This is a genomic window from Exiguobacterium sp. KRL4, from assembly GCF_001870785.1.
Classification (GTDB): domain Bacteria; phylum Bacillota; class Bacilli; order Exiguobacteriales; family Exiguobacteriaceae; genus Exiguobacterium_A.
In genome coordinates, this window is record NZ_MOLV01000028.1 from 1 (window position 1) to 17934 (window position 17934).

The window sequence follows — 17934 nt, forward strand, 5'->3', positions numbered from 1 at the left end:
TTTACTACTTGAATATTCAGTAAAGCGTGACATTGCAGGAAACGGTTTGCCACTTGAATATTCAGTAAAACGTGACATTGCAGGAAACGGTTTGCCACTTGAATATTCAGTAAAACGTGACATTGCAGGAAATGGTTTACCACTTGAATATTCAGTAAAACGTGTTTGATATTTATTTCAAATATTTTGCTTTAACAGATTCAATTATTTTTTTATATTCATCCATTTTGAGTAAATCAAATAAAAAATAAGCTTTTTCATAGATATCAGAAATAGTGGCTTTATCATACTGTAATTGTTCTAAGCAAGCTCCTTTTTGAGAAAAAAGTTGGCCTAGTAATGACATATCCTTAAAATTTAAACTTTGATCAATTGCGTCATTTATAAGTGCTAAGGCTTGTTCAGGTCTTTTAAAATCTAGAAGTATTTTTGAAAAATTATATGAGATCCTTATTTTGTTTATCAATAATTCATCACTATCAAAATTGAGATTTAGGATTTCTTCATAAACTTTGATACTATGTTGGTAAATTTTGTTTTCAGAATATAGGTTAGCAATAGCAGATTTGATACGGATCAACATATTGGGAGAATAGTGTATGGTTGAATATTTTTCAGATAGTTGCTGTAGTTCCACGATACAAGTTCGGTAATCAATTTTATTCAGTCGATAAGCACATAAATTAAAATAATATCTATATAATAAAGTGGATTCTAATTCTATTTCTTTGCTTCTAGAAAGTAGAATAAACTTTGTTTCTTGATAGATACTTGAAAATTCTTGATTTCTAAATCTTGATACAAGAGACTCGTCTATTAATTTTATTGAATTTTGCTGTTCTGTATGGTCCAAAAAAACTGTTATCGGCACCTGTAATCTTCGCGACAAAGCATAGAGCAAATCAACGGTCGGGGAATGTGTCCCGCTCTCAATTTTACTGATTTCCGCTTGGCTGCAAATGCCGTTCGCCAAATCCTTCTGAGTCAGATTGTGTTTCTTCCGAAGGCGGCGAAGGGCAAGACCAATCTGCGGTGACGTGAATTGATCCATCGGGTTCTGTCCTTTCTGTCCAGTGGATTTGAGAAAACGATACCTTTCTTATTATAAAAGGGAAAGGTGTCCGATACCAAGTTTTTACTTCGAAAAATCGTCAACGTGTTGTCCACCATTTTATCCGAAAGAAAGGGGAACTCCTATGAACTTCACCTTTAAAGAATCGCGCCGGACGATGATGTCTTACGGCTGGTGCTTAAATGCTGCTAACGTCTCGGTCGCACCCTTAGCTAGTCGAGAAATGGACCGGATCAAACCACCGGCGAAACGCGAACTCAAAACTTCATAATAACGTCTCTCGACGACGTGGCTTCATTCCGTCAAAGGTCTGAAGCCCTTTTTTAAAATCATCTACTGAAAGGAGCATGGACATGATCGGACTAACGATTCTTTCTGAAAGTGAAGGCTGGCTCCACCAACTTGATCCTACTGATGCGCTTGTTCAATTTTGTGAGCAACACCGTTTTTCAATGGATCGTTATGATTACGATCAGCATACCTTTTTGGATTTACTCGACTATATGGACTTTCAAGAGTTTGAACATTATCTGTTCATCTTGCGTGGACCGGGTGAACGGACCTTACGACTCGTCGCCTATTTACAACAACGTATGTTACATGTCCAGTTCCATTTGGTGAATGAACGAGGCGATGTCTTGTTTGGTGATCCGTATTTCTTAGAAGGACGACAGGTCCCACTGGATGCATCCATGATTCACGAACAACCGATCGAGCTACAGGACGCGATGATGTCCTTGTTCACAGGAGTCTATCCGGATACAGCAACTCGTCAGCCACAACCGTTACGCCACGTGTATGTCGAACACACCGCATTGCTGGATTCGATTGAACCTTCCTTGTTTGATCAAATGACGATCAACAGTTTGTTGTATATCGATCAGTCGACCCGACATGACTTGCCGGTCATCGAACTGATGAGCCGGACACCGGTCCTGCTCGCGTTTTCGGATACGTTGCCGTTTCCTATCAAAGAGCGCTTGGCGACTTTTGAACGGGAGGCGTTGCAAGCTACGATGGAGCAGTGGCACGAGACGAGTGTCGTGTCTAATCCCGCGCACCATATTGGCATCCTGGATTATGCGACACTTGCCGGAATGTCCGTCTCGCACCGTTTATTCATCTGTAGTGACGGGATATTCGCGGATTACGGAAAACAAATTTCACTCAGTTCGACGTTTGATCTGAACGTCTGTCAGTTACGCGAACGGCAGCTGCTGCAAATGGATCCCTTAGCTCCAGTTGCACAACTTACGCTGTATCCTGTCCTGTTTCAGCTCGCCTCGGCCTTTCAGGGGACCAGTCAGTTCGTGACACCGTACAGCGTATTCGAGTTACCCCGGACGAATGGAAAGATTGGACCTTTGTCCATGATCGGCATTCAAAATTCGGAAGGGTGTTTTGCTTTCGAATTGACGACGAATCAGTTGTTTGAGACGGATGAGGTGTTCCTCGCGATACTCGAGGCAGATCAGAAGGAACGGTTTGATGTGTTGCCAAAACGGCTCGGTGCGGACTATGAAGCAGCGATTCAGACGTACAAGGAGTTGATCTATCATGGATAACGCATTATTATTTGGCCCGTTTTCACGAAAAGGGAGCTATTCACGTGTTCAAGTCCTCGATAATCTGTTTGCTGACGACCGATTCGTCGCCCTTTACCAAGAAACATCCGCGTTACCGGAAATCGATGAACTGATGTTGTATCGTCGCTATTTACAAAAAGAAGACCGTGTCCTGCTGTATGGGACCTTTTCACCAAACTTATTTAATAGCTTGTGTCAGGAAGGGTACGATCTTTATCTCGTCGAACCGGAATTGAACCGGATCGCCGGAATTTCGTCTCGTTATTTGGATCGCGTCTATGGACTGAGTAATGAACTGATTGATGTGATGGGAAGTGGCGCCTTTGATAAAATCGTTTTACCCGGAACGACGATTGCACGGTATTCGCGGGGAGAACTGTTAATGTTTTTCCGAAACGTGCGACAGCTGTTGGCGACAGAAGGACAATTGCTCGTCAATATCCATAATGCGCAATATTTGAAGCAACATGTTCAACCGATTGCCTCACGACGAATTCAGGACTGTACGTTATTTTACGGTCAGAAGGTCGACAACAATCGACTGATTTTTAATCTGTATCTGAAATCAGGAGAGGATGAAAAGGTCAGCTACATGATCGAGCATCTGTATGAGCCGGATACGTTATTTGAGTTCGCGAAACTGTCCCGTTATACCGGGCGGACCTTATATGCCGGTAAAACAGTCACTATTTTGGAGTTGGATAAACTCGGGTGAAAGAAAAAGATTCTGCGTCCATCGGGCACAGAATCTTTTTTGACAAAAAAGTTCCTCAAATTGGATATAAATATTTTGAATACTAGTTTAACTAGGTCTAAAGGTGGGGTATTAAAGAAAGCAGTGCTTAATAGTCAATGTTACGATGCCAACATACAAACGGAGGATAGGTAGATGTTATGGATGAGAAGACGGCACAAGTAAAAGCGTTACAAGCCAGTTGTTTATCCTTTATCACAGCATTGTTTCCAGAAGAGACGTTTCAGTTCGTCGAGAAACAGGTTCTTCCGGACGCTTTTGGCCATACCGGAACGCATCTGACGTTCAAGTCAGCTGACCGGGAACTGAAACTCAGTTTTGTCAGTCAAGCACATAGTCGCTTTGAACGTGTTTTTTTGGCAGAAAAAACATCGAAATCCCCTTTTTTCAGCCGAATGATGGAAGCGACATATGAAGAAGGACAGTTGTACATTCATCATGTCTTAAAGTCCGATTAAGGTGTATGAAAAAACACGATGAGACGTGTACAGGAAGAATCCTGTTCGCTTCTCATCGTGTTTTTATGCTGTAATTTAAACTTTGATTGATTGTAATCCTTGTTGCAAAGCTTGATTGATCGACGTTGCCATCTGGTCCCGCACTTCTTGGGTGAGTAGACGCCCGTCAAAATAGACTTCGGTCGAAAGTGTTAGATGGACGAGGACATCTTCGAGGACGAGTTTGAAATCAAGTGGTTGAGTCGGCTCGAGAGACTGAGCCATGAACTCCTGCAATGAAGGATGTTGGACATACTGAGGGTCAATCAGATCAATCACTGTCGTGTTCAAAGCAAGTGCAAGTCGTTCCAGTGTTTGTGGATTCGGCATACGTTGACCACGTTCGTAGGCAGAAATCGATGTGACGGTTTCTCCGCATCGCTCTGCCAAATGTTTTTGGGTGTATTGATGTTGTTTACGTAATTGCATGATTTTTTTTCCGAGCATACGTTTCACAGGGCTCAACTCCTATTTTTGCGTCCTTGCATATAGTACTAAATAACCATTCTCATTATAGTGCAAACCTATGAAATGTAAAAAAAAGTTTTTACGGAAAAATAATTGCATGATTATGTATTTAATGGGTCGAAAATTTAGAAAAATTTTATTGGTTTGGCGAATTTAAGAATGGCTAAAAAAAGAACATGCTATTCTAATACAAGAGAAATAAAGGAGGTAGACATATTGAAAAAAATTCCTTGGTCCGGTTATGTGACCGTGTTGATTGTCATCATCTTGTTCATATCCAGTTCGATGCCGTATGAAGAGCAATCCTTAAAACCCGGTTTGTCCCGATATTTGAATTTAGATTTCGTCGAACAGTTGCGCTTCATTTCCTTTGATTATCACGGAGAGGTTAGTGTCGCAGCACTGGGGGCATCCGGATTCGTCGAATTTTTTATTCGAAAGGCTGCTCATGTCTCGATTTTCATCGTCCTTGGGATCGCGCTGATTGATCTGACCATACGGTTGCTTCGTCCTTACCTGTTGGCGGGACTATTTGCGTACACGGTAGCCGTCACGATAGCTGTCTTTGACGAGTTCCATCAGATTTTGACAGGCGGACGGACGGGACTGATTCAAGATGTCTTGCTCGATGGAACCGGTGCCTTGATTGGTATTGTATTGTATTTTTCGTTTTGGAAAAAAAAGACAAAAAAACATTTAGTCCGGATATAAGTCTTCTGCCCTAGTATTTTTTAAAGATAGCAGGTTTTCGGGTGTTGAGGTCGAATCATTAAGGCTAACACGATTAACAAAAAGGAGTGGATCGTATGCAAGGACCTCATCTATTGATCACGAGCGCCGGCCGTCGTGCGAAACTGGTCGAATACTTTGTCCAAGAGTTTAAGACGGGACGCGTCAGCACTGCGGATTGTAATCCATTAGCACCGGCACTGTATATGACGGATCAACATTACATCGTACCGAGGATAGATGAGGTTAATTACAGAATTTTTGAGCGGGAAAGCCCACTCCTTTAGGGGTGGGATGAAAGCTCGGTCGGATACGGAGTGCCCACAAAGAAGCCGAAGGTTCTGGCACTTCATGTATCCGAAAATCTTTTTTTGCGTTGCAGTAAGTTGTTCGAAATGATACGTTGTCAATATGAAAAACAACTATCGAAGAACCCAGACCACCGTCTCTCTGATCAATTATCATTTCGTTTTTTGCCCTCGGTATAGAAGGAAAATATTCCTTCGAAACGATGTAGAAGGACGTTTCAAAGAATTGGTGCAGGAGATCTGTGAAAGCTTAGAAATCCATACCATCGCCTTAGCATGCGATCAAGATCATACACATCTGTTCCTCAATGCCCCACCAACACTCAGTCCTGCTGATGTCATGGCAAAAATCAAAGGCGTGACATCTAAAAAATTAAGAGCGGAATTTCCTCATCTTCAACACTTGCCAAGTCTTTGGACGCGTTCCTACTTCGTTTCGACCGCCGGAAAGGTGTCGAGCGAAACAATCAAGCGTTATGTCGAGCAACAAAAAACAAGGGGGTGACACCTTGAATCAGACATTAACGGTGAACATCAAACTTCGTCCTACCAACGTACAACAATCTATTTTGAAGCGTATGATGGGAACTTATATCCACACGGCCAACCAACTTGTCTCAGATATGGTAGAGGCAGAAACGATGCTTAAGCTGACGAGCAAGAATGTCCAGTCTCATTTGCCTAGCGCCGTCAAGAACCAAGTCATCAAAGACGCCCAAAGCCTCTTCAAGAAAGTCAAGAAATCCAAATTCAAAATCATCCCTATCCTCAAGAAACCCTACTGCACATGGAACAACCAGAACTATTCGTTCGATTTCGAGTCGATTTCTCTCCCGATCATGATGGACGGTAAAGCAAAGAAGATGGCAATCAAAGCAGAAATGGTCGATAAATACAATCGCAATTTCTCACTCCTGAACAATAAGTTGGGGACGCTACGCATCACGAAGAAGTCGAACAAATGGATTGCCCAGATCGCTGTCACGCTTCTCACGACCGAGAAGACGGGCTCCAAGGTTCTCGGTGTGGATCTGGGTTTGAAAGTCCCGGCAGTCGCAACGAATGATGGCGACAAGGCGAGGTTCTTCGGTAACGGACGCGAGAACAAATATATGAAACGCAAGTTTCGTGCGAGACGAAGAGAGCTCGGTCAAAAGAAGAAGCTGAACGCAATCAAGAAACTAAACAATCAAGAGCAACGCTGGATGAGAGACAAAGATCACAAGGTAAGTCGTGCGATCGTTTCATTTGCGAAAGAGAATCACGTTTCTGTCATTCGCCTAGAAAGACTGGCGAACATCCGGCAGACGGCAAGAACAAGCCGTAAAAACAATAAGAATCTGCATACATGGTCGTTCTATCGCCTAGCAACATTTATTGAATACAAAGCAAATCTGGACGGAATCAAGGTCGAGTATGTCAATCCGGCCTATACATCTCAGACATGCCCTTCTTGCGGTAAAAGAAACAAAGCGAAAGATCGAACCTATTTTTGTCCATGTGGATTCAAAAAGCACAGAGATTTAGTCGGTGCGATGAATATTAGATATGCACCTGTGGTTGATGGTAATAGTCAATCAGCCTGAGAACCTTTAGGGTCTGTCTCAGGAGGGGTGATGGCACACCCTCATCTGAAGGCTTGAGCAAAACAGAAATGGACTGCGCTCGCACAAGCACTTCAGAATCCCACTCATCCCGAAGGGTGAGCTTGCGGCTTTAGCCGTGGGAGTGTCAAATCGATCATTTACTGCAGTTATGTCAGGTGGAAGGTGTGACCGCGATCATGTCGCTGATTGATCCGGAACTTGGTTTATTGGCACGAGCGGCTGAACGTTTCGAAGCACTTGGTGTAACCGTTGTCGTCTCGCCTTTTGAAGCATGTCAGCTCTGCTTGGATAAATATACGATGTATGAGTATTGTCTCAATCAAGGAATCGCCCACGCAAGAACGTATCAGGCACTGGAACCGTTTCGTGAAGCTCTTTCTATAGGTGAAGTCCACTTACCAGTCTTCGTCAAACCGCGTAGCGGAAGTGCCAGCATCGAAGTCAGGCAGGTCGAGACGTTCGAGGAGGTAGAACAGTTATTTTTAAAAAATGCGGATTTGATCGTTCAAGAACTTCTGGTTGGTCAAGAGCTTGGTGTCGACGCCTATGTGGATTTGATCTCGGGCCAAGTCACATCGATCTTCATCAAAGAAAAGTTGACGATGCGGGCCGGTGAGACCGACAAAAGCCGTTCGGTCGTCCGAGAAGATGTTTTCGAATGGATTGAACATGTGTTAGAAGATTCCGGACTGGTCGGTCCCCTTGATTTTGATCTGTTTGATGTTGCGGGGACGCTGTATCTGTCAGAAATCAATCCACGGTTTGGTGGGGGGTATCCTCATGCGTATGCGTGTGGTGTCAATTTCCCGGCACAACTGTTCCGCAATTTACTGCATCAGACCAATCCGCCGGAGATCGGGCAATACGCGGATGACTTGTATATGTTAAAACATGATACGGTCACGTTGATTTCAGCGGCCGAACTGCAACACATCAAACGTTAAGCGCAAAAAAAACGAGGAATGATTTCTTAGAGAAATCCATTCCTCGTTTTTTTGTGAAAAGAACTACGTCAAGAAATTGAAATCCGGGATCGTTTCAAACACTGGACCGCCGATGTCCAGCTCCCGAATAAGGCGTTGATGGTCGACGTGCTTGGGACAGACCGTCCTTCCGCCCATTTCCGGTAATGGATGATGCTGAGGGCAGGGAGCTCGCGCTGAGCTTGTGTCAATGCATCGAGCACATCCTCTTCGACCCACTTCCGGCGTGGTGGTGCAATGTCGAGGCAAGCGAGGGCATCGACCCACGATCCATACTTTCGGGCAATCGTCGCGACCGTCGGATGTCCGTTTTCCTGCGCCCAAATCGAATAGGTCTGGGTCGTCAAGCGCGGAAGGACATCCGATGCTTCGAGGAGCGCGTTGATGATTCGTTCTTCCGTCATACAGATCGAACGTGTCATCTCGATATGTGCTTCCTCAAGGGCCCGTGACCATGACCCGAAACGTAGATTGATTAACGTCAATGAGGGACCATGTTTCGCTTTTGCCCATTCCCGGTAACTGTTGCTGTGAAAGGGATGCAGACGTTCCGATGCTTCTTTGATGAACGTCAAGATTTCCTGATCGGAATAATACGGGCGGATCGATGACAATCCAGCAGCATGTAACGCTTCACGCCATGAACCAAACACGTTGATGATCGTCGTGATCGACGGGATTTCTTTTCCAGTAGACCAGCGGGCGTAGGTTTTTGCATCTAAGGCAGGATAGGCGATACTCGCTTCGATTAAGCTATCGATTACTTGTTGTTCTGTCCATTTCTTCATGATGTCATACCCCTTTCGTGTAGGTGTTCGTCTAGGTGTGGGTACTTTCTTGTGAAATCGTGCGACGGCGTGTCGCATAAATCAAAAAGCTGAGCCAGATGAAATAAAATCCGCTTGGTCGAATCAGGACACTTTCTGTGAACTGAAGCAACAGCAACCAAAGGCAGAGTAACAACAAGATGACTGATAAGGAATCGTCGTGACGGTAATCCCGAATGAATCGGACAAGAATCAAGAGGAATGAAGCGAGATAGAGCAGCAGACCGATTAATCCGAATTCATACAGGTAGACAATCGGTGTACTGTGGAACGTATAGAGTGTGCTTGGTCCGAGTTGTTGTTCGAGTCCGACGACAGAAGAACCGAGACCATGTCCAAACCAAAGTCGATCCACGGAAGCGCTCAGACCGGCTTGCCATAACGCACTACGTCCGTTGAGACTGATCAATTGCGCAAACAATGCATTGTTGAAAGAGATGGAGCCAATCAGGATACCGGCACCTAACAGGTAAAGACCGGTGACCTGGTACCGCAATCGTTTTTCTGGAATCAGTAAAAGGGTCGTCAACAACGCGAGCAAACAAAATGAGTAAATGCCAGTCTGAGAAGCACTTAGTAATAAACCGATGAAAATCAACGACAGGACCACTCCGGAAAAGACAAACGACCGAAGGCTACGTCGAGCGATTGCCTGTAAGACATACATCCAGGCGATCAGACCACCGGGGACGAGCCAGGCCGCAAACGCATTCGGGTTATTGGTCAAACTGGCAGACCGGAGAAAACCACCTTGTTCCCCGACATAAAGCTGCGACAAGGAAATCGGACCGAGTCGTAACGATTGGATATTATCAATCGGTACATATTCCTGTCCGAACGAGACGAGTAAGGCATAAGCTGCAAGACATAAGGCTTGGTATAAAAGAATGAGGTTCAACAGTTGAAACCAACTGACGAATGAACGAGCAGTGAGTGATAGGACGATGATGACAAAAAGCCACGTCGTAAACAGATGGAGTAACGAAAGCGAAGAAGCGGTAGCTGGGCGAAATAGAAACATGATGGTGTGAAACGTAACATACAGTAAAAATAAGGTAACGAGTCGTTGTGTCCAAGCACGTGGTGGGAAATACATCGGACGGGTGACGAGATAAAAAACGACAAATAGGACGAGATAGACGAGTGTGATCAGTACATTCCAGTGATTCGGCAGGACTTCATCCGTGAATGATAACGGACGTGTCCATAAATCAATCGTCACCCAAAGTGTCAGGATGAATAAGCCAATCGATTCAGGTATATTGACTGATTTTAACATCATTACTAGTATCTATCCACCCTTCATATAGGACTTATTACCGATTTTCCAGGTTCTTAATCATCAAATTTGTATTTACCCTTAATTTATTGAATATTTGCGCTTTTATTGGATGATTTTGATGAAACGGCGATCATTTTTATGTGAAGCGTCTTTTTTTCGTGAAACAATCTTTTTCGATGAACTAACGATATGCAAGCATGATGACTCCTCAAAAAAATATAATCATTTCCATCAAGCTCTAATTGTTTTGGTAGCCGTTTGGAAATAAGGTGTAACCATAACCAATGTCCAGCGAACGTGTCAGGTAACGAGAAAGAGGTGAACAACGTGAATTCCATTCATCAAAAAAAGACATTCAGCGACCATGTGACGACATTAAAAAAAGGCTGGTGGATTTTCTGCTTACTGGCCATGTTATTAGCGGGTGCCGGATATGCCGTCAGCACCTACGTGATTCCTCCGACGTATGAAGCAACCGCCTACATCCTTGTCGTCCCACAGGCAAATGCGGAAACGACATCGACGACGACACTTGTCAGTACCTATCAGGATATCTTACGAAGTCCGGAAGTCATCGATCAAGTCGCCCAAAAGATGGACGTGACCGATAAACGGATCTTCGATTTGACGGATCGCCTGACCGTCGCAAGTAACTTGGACTCCCAAGTCATCGCCTTATCGGTCACCGATCGGTCAGCCGAGCAAGCGGCGATTCAAGCCAATACGATGACAGAAGTCTTTCAGGATTATGTTCCACAGTTGATCAAAACGAGTAGTACGGAAGTCTTCTCGACTGCCCGGATCCCGACTAAACCGGTCTCCCCGAACATCCTGATGAACACGGCGATCGGCGGGATCCTCGGTCTCTTATTCGGCTTATTGATCGTCTATTCCCGGGCGCTCGGAAAAAAGTCAGTCGCTGAAGAAACGAAAGAAACCGCCTATCCCCAAGCTGTCAGCCGTCCAAGCCGTTCATGAATCGAGAAAGGAGGAGCACATCATGCAGCCCCCACCATTTCAGCAGTACCGCAGACATGTCAAGATCGGTCTGCTACGGTTGATCGACGCGACGGTCATCATCGCAGCGACCGTTGTGACGTTCTATTTCTTTAATCCTCTCAATCTCACGGCAAACTTTGAACTGATTGATGCCGTCGAAATCGCCTTGATTCAATGGGTCGCACTGACGCTTGTCGCTCACTGGATGCGCTTTTATCAAATCATCTGGCGATATGCGAGCCTGCGGGACTTAGGTGTCTTACTCGTCGTCGTCGTCGCGAGCAGCTTTGTCCTCCTCGGACTGGAATATGCATTATTCGACTTTGCCGTCGAACGAGCCGTCTTTCTCCAGACCGGTCTTGTCCTGAATGGGATCTTGTTCGTCCGACTGTTGATTCGTGGACGCAGCCTGGAGCTGAAACGAGAAAATCGGACGCTTGGGAAACGGACCTTGATCATCGGTGCCGGTGCCTCGGGACAGATGATCACGAAAGAGTTGAAACAGAAAAAGGCGCATATCCTGAACGTCGTCGGACTCCTCGATGATTTGCCGGAACTAAAGGGGATGATGATTCATGGTGTACCGGTCATCGGTACGATCGAGCAGCTCGAATGTATCATCGAAGAATTCAAAATCGAGGCCGTCGTCCTGGCGATTCCGTCCTTATCCTATCCCGACCGGGTCAGCCTGCTGAACCGGATCAAACAGACGAAGGTCGAAGCGCATACGTTACCGATGCTCGTCGAACTGGCCTCCGGTCAAGTCTCCGTCAATCAAATCCGAGAAGTATCGATCGCCGATCTACTTGGACGGGAGCCGGTCGAACTCGATATCACGGAAATTGAAAAAAGCGTCAGTCAGGCGACGGTCCTCGTGACGGGAGCGGGTGGGTCGATCGGATCAGAAATTTGTCGCCAGCTTGTGAAGTTTAAACCGGAACACCTCATTTTACTGGGGCATGGTGAAAACAGTATCTATCTGATCCGGCGGGAACTCGAAGCCACGACGGAAGGCATCACGTTACATTCGGTCATCGCCGATGTTCAGGATGCGGACCGGATGATGGACGTGATGCACCGCTTCAAACCGGATCTCGTCTATCACGCAGCCGCCCATAAACATGTGCCGCTGATGGAAGATAACCCAAGTGAAGCCGTCAAAAATAATGTCTACGGGACACGTAACGTCGCCTTGGCGGCAGAAGCAGCCGGAGTCAACCGGGTCGTCATGATTTCGACCGATAAGGCGGTTAATCCGACGAGTGTGATGGGGGCGACGAAACGGATTGCCGAGATGGTGATTCAACAAATCGCAAGGAACAGTCAAACGACCTTTGCCGTCGTCCGGTTCGGAAACGTCCTTGGGAGCCGCGGGTCCGTCATTCCTCTCTTTAAGGAACAGATCGCAAAGGGTGGTCCGATCACCGTGACCGATCCCGCGATGACCCGTTATTTCATGACGATTCCAGAGGCAAGCCGGCTCGTCATCCAAGCCAGTGTTCTCGCTGAAGGGGGCGAAGTGTTTGTCCTCGATATGGGAGAACCGGTCAACATCACGACACTGGCCCGCAACTTGATTCACCTGAGTGGTTTTACAGAAGAGCAGATCCCGATCGTCTACAGCGGTATTCGTAAAGGTGAAAAGTTGTATGAAGAATTACTCGCAACAGAGGAGGTCCACGAAGAACGGGTCTTCGAGAAGATTCTCGTCGGTAAGACATGCCCGTTCGGATCGATTGATCCGTATCTGCGCAACATCGCGGCAGCAATCGATGATGAACAAGCCTTACGGACGTATCTACTAGAAGCGACGAATCGAACCGACAAGATGCCGGAAACGATTCCACCGGCGATTCGGATCGCCCGGGAATGAGGGGGAGACGATATGAAATCAGCCCGGCAACTCTCACGTTTTAATCTCATCTTCATTGCGGATACGGCTTACTCGCTCCACCAATGGATGATTTTGACGCTGTTGATCAAATGGAGTACACCACTCAACATCGGTTACTTCAATTATGCTCTCGCCTTGACGGCACCAATCGTCATGTTTTGTTGGCTGAATGCCAGTACGATTTTGACGGCGGAACGGTCGGGGTTAAAAAACTTCAATTTGTTCATCAAAACACGATTTTCCTTATTGACGGTCGGGGTCTTCGTCCTTCTCATCGTCTATTACTTCTTCGGAGAAGCCGACATTCTGTGGCTGACGTTACTCGTCTATCTGAATAAGTACATGGAGTCGTTTGCGGATCTCGCATATGGATTCCTACAAGGACACATGGCCTTCAAGGAAGTCGCTGTCTCGAAGATTTTCCGAAGTCTCGTCAACGTATCGGGCGCGGCCTTGATTTTGTTCACGACCCATTCGATTCACGGTTTCGTTCTCGCTTTGGTCGCCGGTAACCTGATCATGCTGATTCTTTACGATTTACCGACCGTCCGGCGTGTCGGTCACGGATTCGAAAACCAGCGGATGAGCGAACGGTATCAGACGGGGCGACAACTGTTCATCAAAGCTGTCCCACTCGGCTTCGTCGCCTTGTTGATTGCCTTGAATGCCAACATCCCACGCTTGTTCGTCGGTCATGCGATTGGCACGGAAGAACTGGGCTACTACGCGAGTATCGCCTATCTCCTTGTGCTAGGAAGTCTTTTCATCCACTCGCTTGTCGCCGTCTTGTTGCCAAACTTTTCTTCTGAAAGTGGTGAACGGCAAAGCTTACCGGAGTTGCGGAGGCTGACCCGCTCGATGCTACTGATGACGAACGCAGTCGGGATCTTGCTGATCATCGGATCAATCTTTTTTGGGAAGTGGGGACTGACGCTCTTCTACAATGCGTCATTCGTCCAGTACCATACGATTTTCGTCCTGATGATGATCGCGTCGCTCTTTTTCTATAATTCGACCGTCGTTCAAGCGTTGTTGACCGGGTTTCAGCAATTCCGGGTCCAGACGATCGCCATCTTCGGCAGTGTCGTCGTCAACATCGTCGCCTGCAGCATCCTGATTCCGATGTACGGCTTGTACGGTGCGACGACCGCGTATGGGTTATGTGCCATCACCCAGATCGTTCTGTTGATTCCGGCGCTCTATCGTTCACTGTATCCCCGGAAACTGGCACTTGCGATCGAACAAAGTAGCTAAAGGAGGAGAAAACATGCGGCCGATCCTGATTGTCGTTGTCCTTGAAGCATTGCTCAGTCAACTGGTCCGACCGCTCTTTTTGACTTCTGAAGGTTACGTGGCGACACTTCTTGCCATTAACTCGGTCCTGTTGATGTTTTATCTGCTGAAACAGGCGGACACGACACCGCTGTTTCTGATTTTCGTGACCGCTTTTCTGCTCCGGTTGACGTTGATGTTAGTCGATCTGGAACTGTTCCGGCTCCCACCACATAGCGGTGACGATACGGAGGCATTCCATCTGGAAGGCTTGTTGATCTATACCGATCCGACGATGTTCAGTGAAGTCGTTCGGGGCAGCTATTCGAAATTTCTTGGTCTCTTTTATCTCGCATTCGGACCGGAGCGGATGTTGGCCCAGTATTTTAACGTCATTCTCGGTATTGTTTCGATCGTCATCTTTTCGAAAACCTTGATGTTACTGAAGTTACCGATGCATTACGTGCTGATCGTAACCGGGATGTTTGCTTTCTTCGCGCAAGGGTTGTTGCTTTCACCGATCCTCTTACGTGATCAACTGGTGGCGATCGGGATCGTCTACACGTTGTACTATATGGTGCGCTGGACGATGCACAAGTCGATGATGGATCTGGCACTCGCCTATACGGGCTATTTCATCAGTACGATGTTCCATTCAGGGCTTGCGGTCGGGATTCTGGTCCTTCTCGTCTACTTTTCCTTCTACAATCACGAGACGCAGCGGATGGATTTCGAAGCGTCGAAAGTCCAGCGTTTGCTCGTCCAGGTCGTCATCGTCGGTTTTATCGTCTACAGCTTCCAGGAAGTATTGTTCGCGAAATTCACCCACGTCTCGGAGAACGGGCAACTGTTCAGCGGGATGAGTTACGACCGTGGAGGATCCGCCTATCTGAACGGACTGACCGTGACGGGGCCACTCGACATGATCTTGTACGCGCCACTCCGGATGATCTACTTCCTGTTTTCACCGTTTCCATGGCAATGGTCGAGCGTGATGAACATCGCGATTTTCTTCGCGGACGCGGTGTTTTATCTCGTGCTGTTTGGTCTGACGATCTTGCACCTGAAGTATCTGAAACAACATCCTTTTGGCAGTGTGCTTCTGTTCATGTTGCTTCTGTTTCTCGTCAATGCCGTCATCTTTGGTCTTGGAACGGGGAATGTCGGAACGGCGATTCGCCACCGCTACAAACTGTTTCCGATGCTGTTGATTGTGTATACATCGATTCATTACATCCGCTATCAGGTGATTCATCACTTCGAGGAGGTCGAGAAACGTGCAGAATAAAACGATTTTAATTACCGGGATTGCAGGATTCATTGGATTTCATGCGGCACGTCGCTTTTTAGCAGAAGGGTACCGGGTCGTCGGGCTCGATGAAGTCAACGATTATTATGATCCGACGCTCAAAGAGGCTCGGTTGATCGAACTCGATCCAAGCCGTTACACGTTTTACCGCGTTTCTTTAGAAGATACCGAAGCGGTCGATCAGATCTTTGCGACAGAACAGATTGATTTGGTCCTCCATCTGGCGGCCCAAGCCGGTGTCCGGTACAGCATCGATCGGCCGGACGTCTACATCACCTCGAACATCGTCGGTTTCCTGTCGATTCTTGAAGCCTGTCGGCATCATCCGGTCGAGCAACTGATCTACGCCTCATCGAGTTCCGTTTACGGTTCGAATACGAAGATGCCGTTTGCGACGACGGATGCGGTCGACCATCCACTCAGTCTCTACGCCGCTTCGAAAAAAGCGAACGAACTGATGGCGCATACGTACAGCAGTCTTTACGGGATCAAAACGACCGGTCTTCGCTTCTTCAGCGTTTATGGACCGTGGGGACGTCCGGACATGGCCCTGTTCAAGTTCACGGAAGCGATCGCGAACGGTCAACCGATCGACCTGTACAACTACGGTGAGATGGGACGCGACTTCACGTATGTCGACGACATCATCGAAAGCATCTATCGGCTGATGCAGACGGAGCCGGTTGCGGATCCCCAGTTTGATAAAGCGAATCCACTTCCCGACCGAAGTTTCGTCCCGTATCGTGTCTTCAACATCGGCAGTCATAGCCCGATCCGACTGAACGAATTCGTCGCCTTGATTGAACAGCGGCTCGGCAAAAAAGCCATCAAACATGAATTACCACTCCAAGCGGGTGATGTGCCGGAAAGTTTTGCGGATGTGCAGTCCTTGTTTGAAACAATCGGTTATCGTCCACAGACGACGATCGAAGCAGGCGTCCATGCATTCATCGACTGGTATGAGCAGCATTATCGGCTGAAGGAGGGAGTTCAAGATGGCGCTTAAAGAAGAGTTGTATTATAAATCCCCGATATTCATTCAGAATATCTTAACTTCTCTTTACGGGAAAAAGTTGATGCAGGAACGATATGGTATGGGTTATGAGGAAAAAATCAAAGAATTAAGAGAAAAAGATCGAACGATCGACTACCGGATTGAACAGCTCGAGCGATTGAATGCCTTTCTGTTATTCGTTCAGACACATACACCTTACTACCAAAAACTGTTTCAAGAACATGACATTCGACTCCCCTTCACCTCACTGGATCAGTTACAGACGATACCGGTGCTTGAGAAGGAGACGCTCAGGCAACAAAACGCAGCATTCCTGTCAAACATCGACGCCCCGGTCCGCGGGCGGACTGGCGGTACGAGCGGAAAATCACTTCAAGTCGCCTTCATGCGAGAGGATGTCCAAGAACGGATGGCCCATCTCGATTACTTCAAAGAGTTACATGGATTTTATTCCGGCATGCGGCGGGCGAGTTTCACGGGTCGGACCTTGACGGCGGTTGATCAGAAAAAACCGATCTTCTGGCGGATGAACCGTCCGTTGAATCAACTCCTGTTATCGATTTTCCACATGAAGGAAGAAAATTTACCGGCGTATATCGAAGAGTTGAACCGGTTCCGACCGGCGGCACTTGACGGGACACCAACGGCGATGCTTGAAATTGCGCTGTACATGCTCAAATACAAGATTCAACTTGATTTTAAGTTGACCGCGATCTTTCCAACAGCGGAAACGGTGACACCCGAGATGCGGCGGTTACTTGAAGAAGCCTTCCAAGCACCCGTCTTCGATCAGTACGGTTCGTCGGAAGGGGCACCGATCATCTCGGAGTGTCGTGAGCGTAAGCTGCATCTCCATCACGAGACCGGCATCATCGAACCATACGGAGAGGGTGGTGAAGTCGTCGTCACCTGTTTTACGACCCGCGGGACGCCGCTGATCCGTTACCGGATTGGTGACCGGATGACGCTGAGTGACGCAACTTGTACATGCGGACTGAACGGTCCGGTCATCGAGTCGATTGACGGGCGAGGAACCAGTTATATCGTCAGTGAAAAGCGGGGCAAAGTATTCGAAGGAGACATCACGACGATCGCCCGTGAATTACCGAACTCGGTCTTACGCCTGCAGGTCGAACAATACGCATTGAATCAAGTGACGCTCCGCTACATTCCGGATGAACAATTGTTTGTACCGAAACACGAAAAGATCTTATTACGCGAGATGCACAAGTTGCTTGGCTCCTCGATGCAGGTGACGCTCGAGCCGGTCCGGCAGATGAAGCAGGAACCGAATGGGAAAACACTGATCGTCAGACAGTCGATGAAATAGGA

At 47.0% G+C, this 17934-nt stretch carries 19 protein-coding genes; 15 read left to right on the top strand and 4 right to left on the bottom strand.

Features of this window, described 5'->3' with window-relative positions; translation table 11 throughout:
* Positions 1-172: 172 nt before the first annotated feature.
* Positions 173-1051: a helix-turn-helix domain-containing protein gene (locus BLD48_RS13670; protein WP_071500709.1), complete on the bottom strand. Its 879-nt coding sequence runs from the start codon at positions 1049-1051 to the stop codon at positions 173-175.
* A 145-nt stretch (positions 1052-1196) separates the two neighbouring features.
* Here BLD48_RS13670 and BLD48_RS16335 point away from each other — a divergent pair, with 145 nt between their 5' ends.
* The 4 genes from BLD48_RS16335 to BLD48_RS13685 all read left to right on the top strand — a co-directional run bounded on the left by BLD48_RS16335 (position 1197) and on the right by BLD48_RS13685 (position 3870).
* Complete coding sequence (locus BLD48_RS16335) at positions 1197-1343, top strand: hypothetical protein (RefSeq protein WP_161487724.1); 147 nt, start codon at positions 1197-1199, stop codon at positions 1341-1343.
* An 82-nt stretch (positions 1344-1425) separates the two neighbouring features.
* Positions 1426-2637: a hypothetical protein gene (locus BLD48_RS13675; RefSeq protein ID WP_071500710.1), complete on the top strand. Its 1212-nt coding sequence runs from the start codon at positions 1426-1428 to the stop codon at positions 2635-2637.
* Positions 2630-3373 (top strand): hypothetical protein, encoded by a 744-nt coding sequence (locus BLD48_RS13680; protein ID WP_071500711.1) that lies wholly within the window; start codon positions 2630-2632, stop codon positions 3371-3373. Before BLD48_RS13675 ends, BLD48_RS13680 begins: the two co-directional genes overlap by 8 nt.
* A 179-nt stretch (positions 3374-3552) precedes the next feature.
* Positions 3553-3870 (top strand): hypothetical protein, encoded by a 318-nt coding sequence (locus BLD48_RS13685; RefSeq protein WP_071500712.1) that lies wholly within the window; start codon positions 3553-3555, stop codon positions 3868-3870.
* 75 nt (positions 3871-3945) lie between these two features.
* On the opposite strand, the gene BLD48_RS13690 is transcribed toward BLD48_RS13685, so the two are convergent.
* Positions 3946-4356, bottom strand: coding sequence for a helix-turn-helix domain-containing protein (locus BLD48_RS13690; RefSeq protein WP_236630041.1), 411 nt, complete (start codon positions 4354-4356; stop codon positions 3946-3948).
* A gap of 237 nt (positions 4357-4593) precedes the next feature.
* Between BLD48_RS13690 and BLD48_RS13695 the strand changes: the two genes are divergently transcribed.
* The 5 genes from BLD48_RS13695 (at position 4594) to BLD48_RS13715 (ending at position 7965) form a co-directional block, all read left to right on the top strand.
* A complete protein-coding gene (locus BLD48_RS13695; protein WP_236630037.1) occupies positions 4594-5088 on the top strand; it encodes a VanZ family protein in 495 nt (164 codons plus the stop codon).
* A gap of 95 nt (positions 5089-5183) precedes the next feature.
* The gene (locus BLD48_RS13700) at positions 5184-5393 is read left to right on the top strand and encodes a hypothetical protein (RefSeq protein WP_071500715.1); all 210 of its coding nucleotides are present in this window, start codon (positions 5184-5186) and stop codon (positions 5391-5393) included.
* A gap of 124 nt (positions 5394-5517) precedes the next feature.
* Positions 5518-5919: an IS200/IS605 family transposase gene (tnpA, locus tag BLD48_RS13705; RefSeq protein ID WP_071500716.1), complete on the top strand. Its 402-nt coding sequence runs from the start codon at positions 5518-5520 to the stop codon at positions 5917-5919.
* A gap of 4 nt (positions 5920-5923) precedes the next feature.
* Positions 5924-7000 carry an RNA-guided endonuclease InsQ/TnpB family protein gene (locus BLD48_RS13710; protein WP_071500717.1) on the top strand — a complete coding sequence of 359 codons (1077 nt, stop codon included), beginning with the start codon at positions 5924-5926 and terminating at the stop codon, positions 6998-7000.
* 149 nt (positions 7001-7149) lie between these two features.
* Entirely contained in the window at positions 7150-7965 is an 816-nt protein-coding gene (locus tag BLD48_RS13715; protein WP_071500718.1) for an ATP-grasp domain-containing protein, read from the top strand.
* 68 nt (positions 7966-8033) lie between these two features.
* Here the strand turns inward: BLD48_RS13715 and BLD48_RS13720 are convergent, their stop codons facing one another.
* Together BLD48_RS13720 and BLD48_RS13725 are read right to left on the bottom strand one after the other, a co-directional pair.
* Positions 8034-8792: a hypothetical protein gene (locus tag BLD48_RS13720; RefSeq protein ID WP_071500719.1), complete on the bottom strand. Its 759-nt coding sequence runs from the start codon at positions 8790-8792 to the stop codon at positions 8034-8036.
* A 31-nt stretch (positions 8793-8823) separates the two neighbouring features.
* Complete coding sequence (locus tag BLD48_RS13725) at positions 8824-10113, bottom strand: O-antigen ligase family protein (RefSeq protein WP_236630039.1); 1290 nt, start codon at positions 10111-10113, stop codon at positions 8824-8826.
* Positions 10114-10440: 327 nt separating this feature from the next.
* Here BLD48_RS13725 and BLD48_RS13730 point away from each other — a divergent pair, with 327 nt between their 5' ends.
* From BLD48_RS13730 to BLD48_RS13755, 6 genes are read left to right on the top strand one after another with little or no spacing between them, the layout of a single operon-like run.
* Positions 10441-11091 (top strand): YveK family protein, encoded by a 651-nt coding sequence (locus BLD48_RS13730; RefSeq protein ID WP_071500720.1) that lies wholly within the window; start codon positions 10441-10443, stop codon positions 11089-11091.
* A gap of 22 nt (positions 11092-11113) precedes the next feature.
* Positions 11114-12985, top strand: a complete 1872-nt coding sequence (locus BLD48_RS13735; protein WP_071500721.1) for a polysaccharide biosynthesis protein — start codon at positions 11114-11116, stop codon at positions 12983-12985.
* 12 nt (positions 12986-12997) lie between these two features.
* Positions 12998-14260 (top strand): oligosaccharide flippase family protein, encoded by a 1263-nt coding sequence (locus BLD48_RS13740; RefSeq protein ID WP_071500722.1) that lies wholly within the window; start codon positions 12998-13000, stop codon positions 14258-14260.
* A 13-nt stretch (positions 14261-14273) separates the two neighbouring features.
* Entirely contained in the window at positions 14274-15566 is a 1293-nt protein-coding gene (locus BLD48_RS13745; RefSeq protein WP_071500723.1) for a hypothetical protein, read from the top strand.
* Positions 15556-16593, top strand: coding sequence for an NAD-dependent epimerase (locus BLD48_RS13750; protein ID WP_071500724.1), 1038 nt, complete (start codon positions 15556-15558; stop codon positions 16591-16593). Before BLD48_RS13745 ends, BLD48_RS13750 begins: the two co-directional genes overlap by 11 nt.
* Entirely contained in the window at positions 16583-17932 is a 1350-nt protein-coding gene (locus BLD48_RS13755) for a phenylacetate--CoA ligase family protein (RefSeq protein WP_071500725.1), read from the top strand. Before BLD48_RS13750 ends, BLD48_RS13755 begins: the two co-directional genes overlap by 11 nt.
* Positions 17933-17934: the final 2 nt, after the last annotated feature.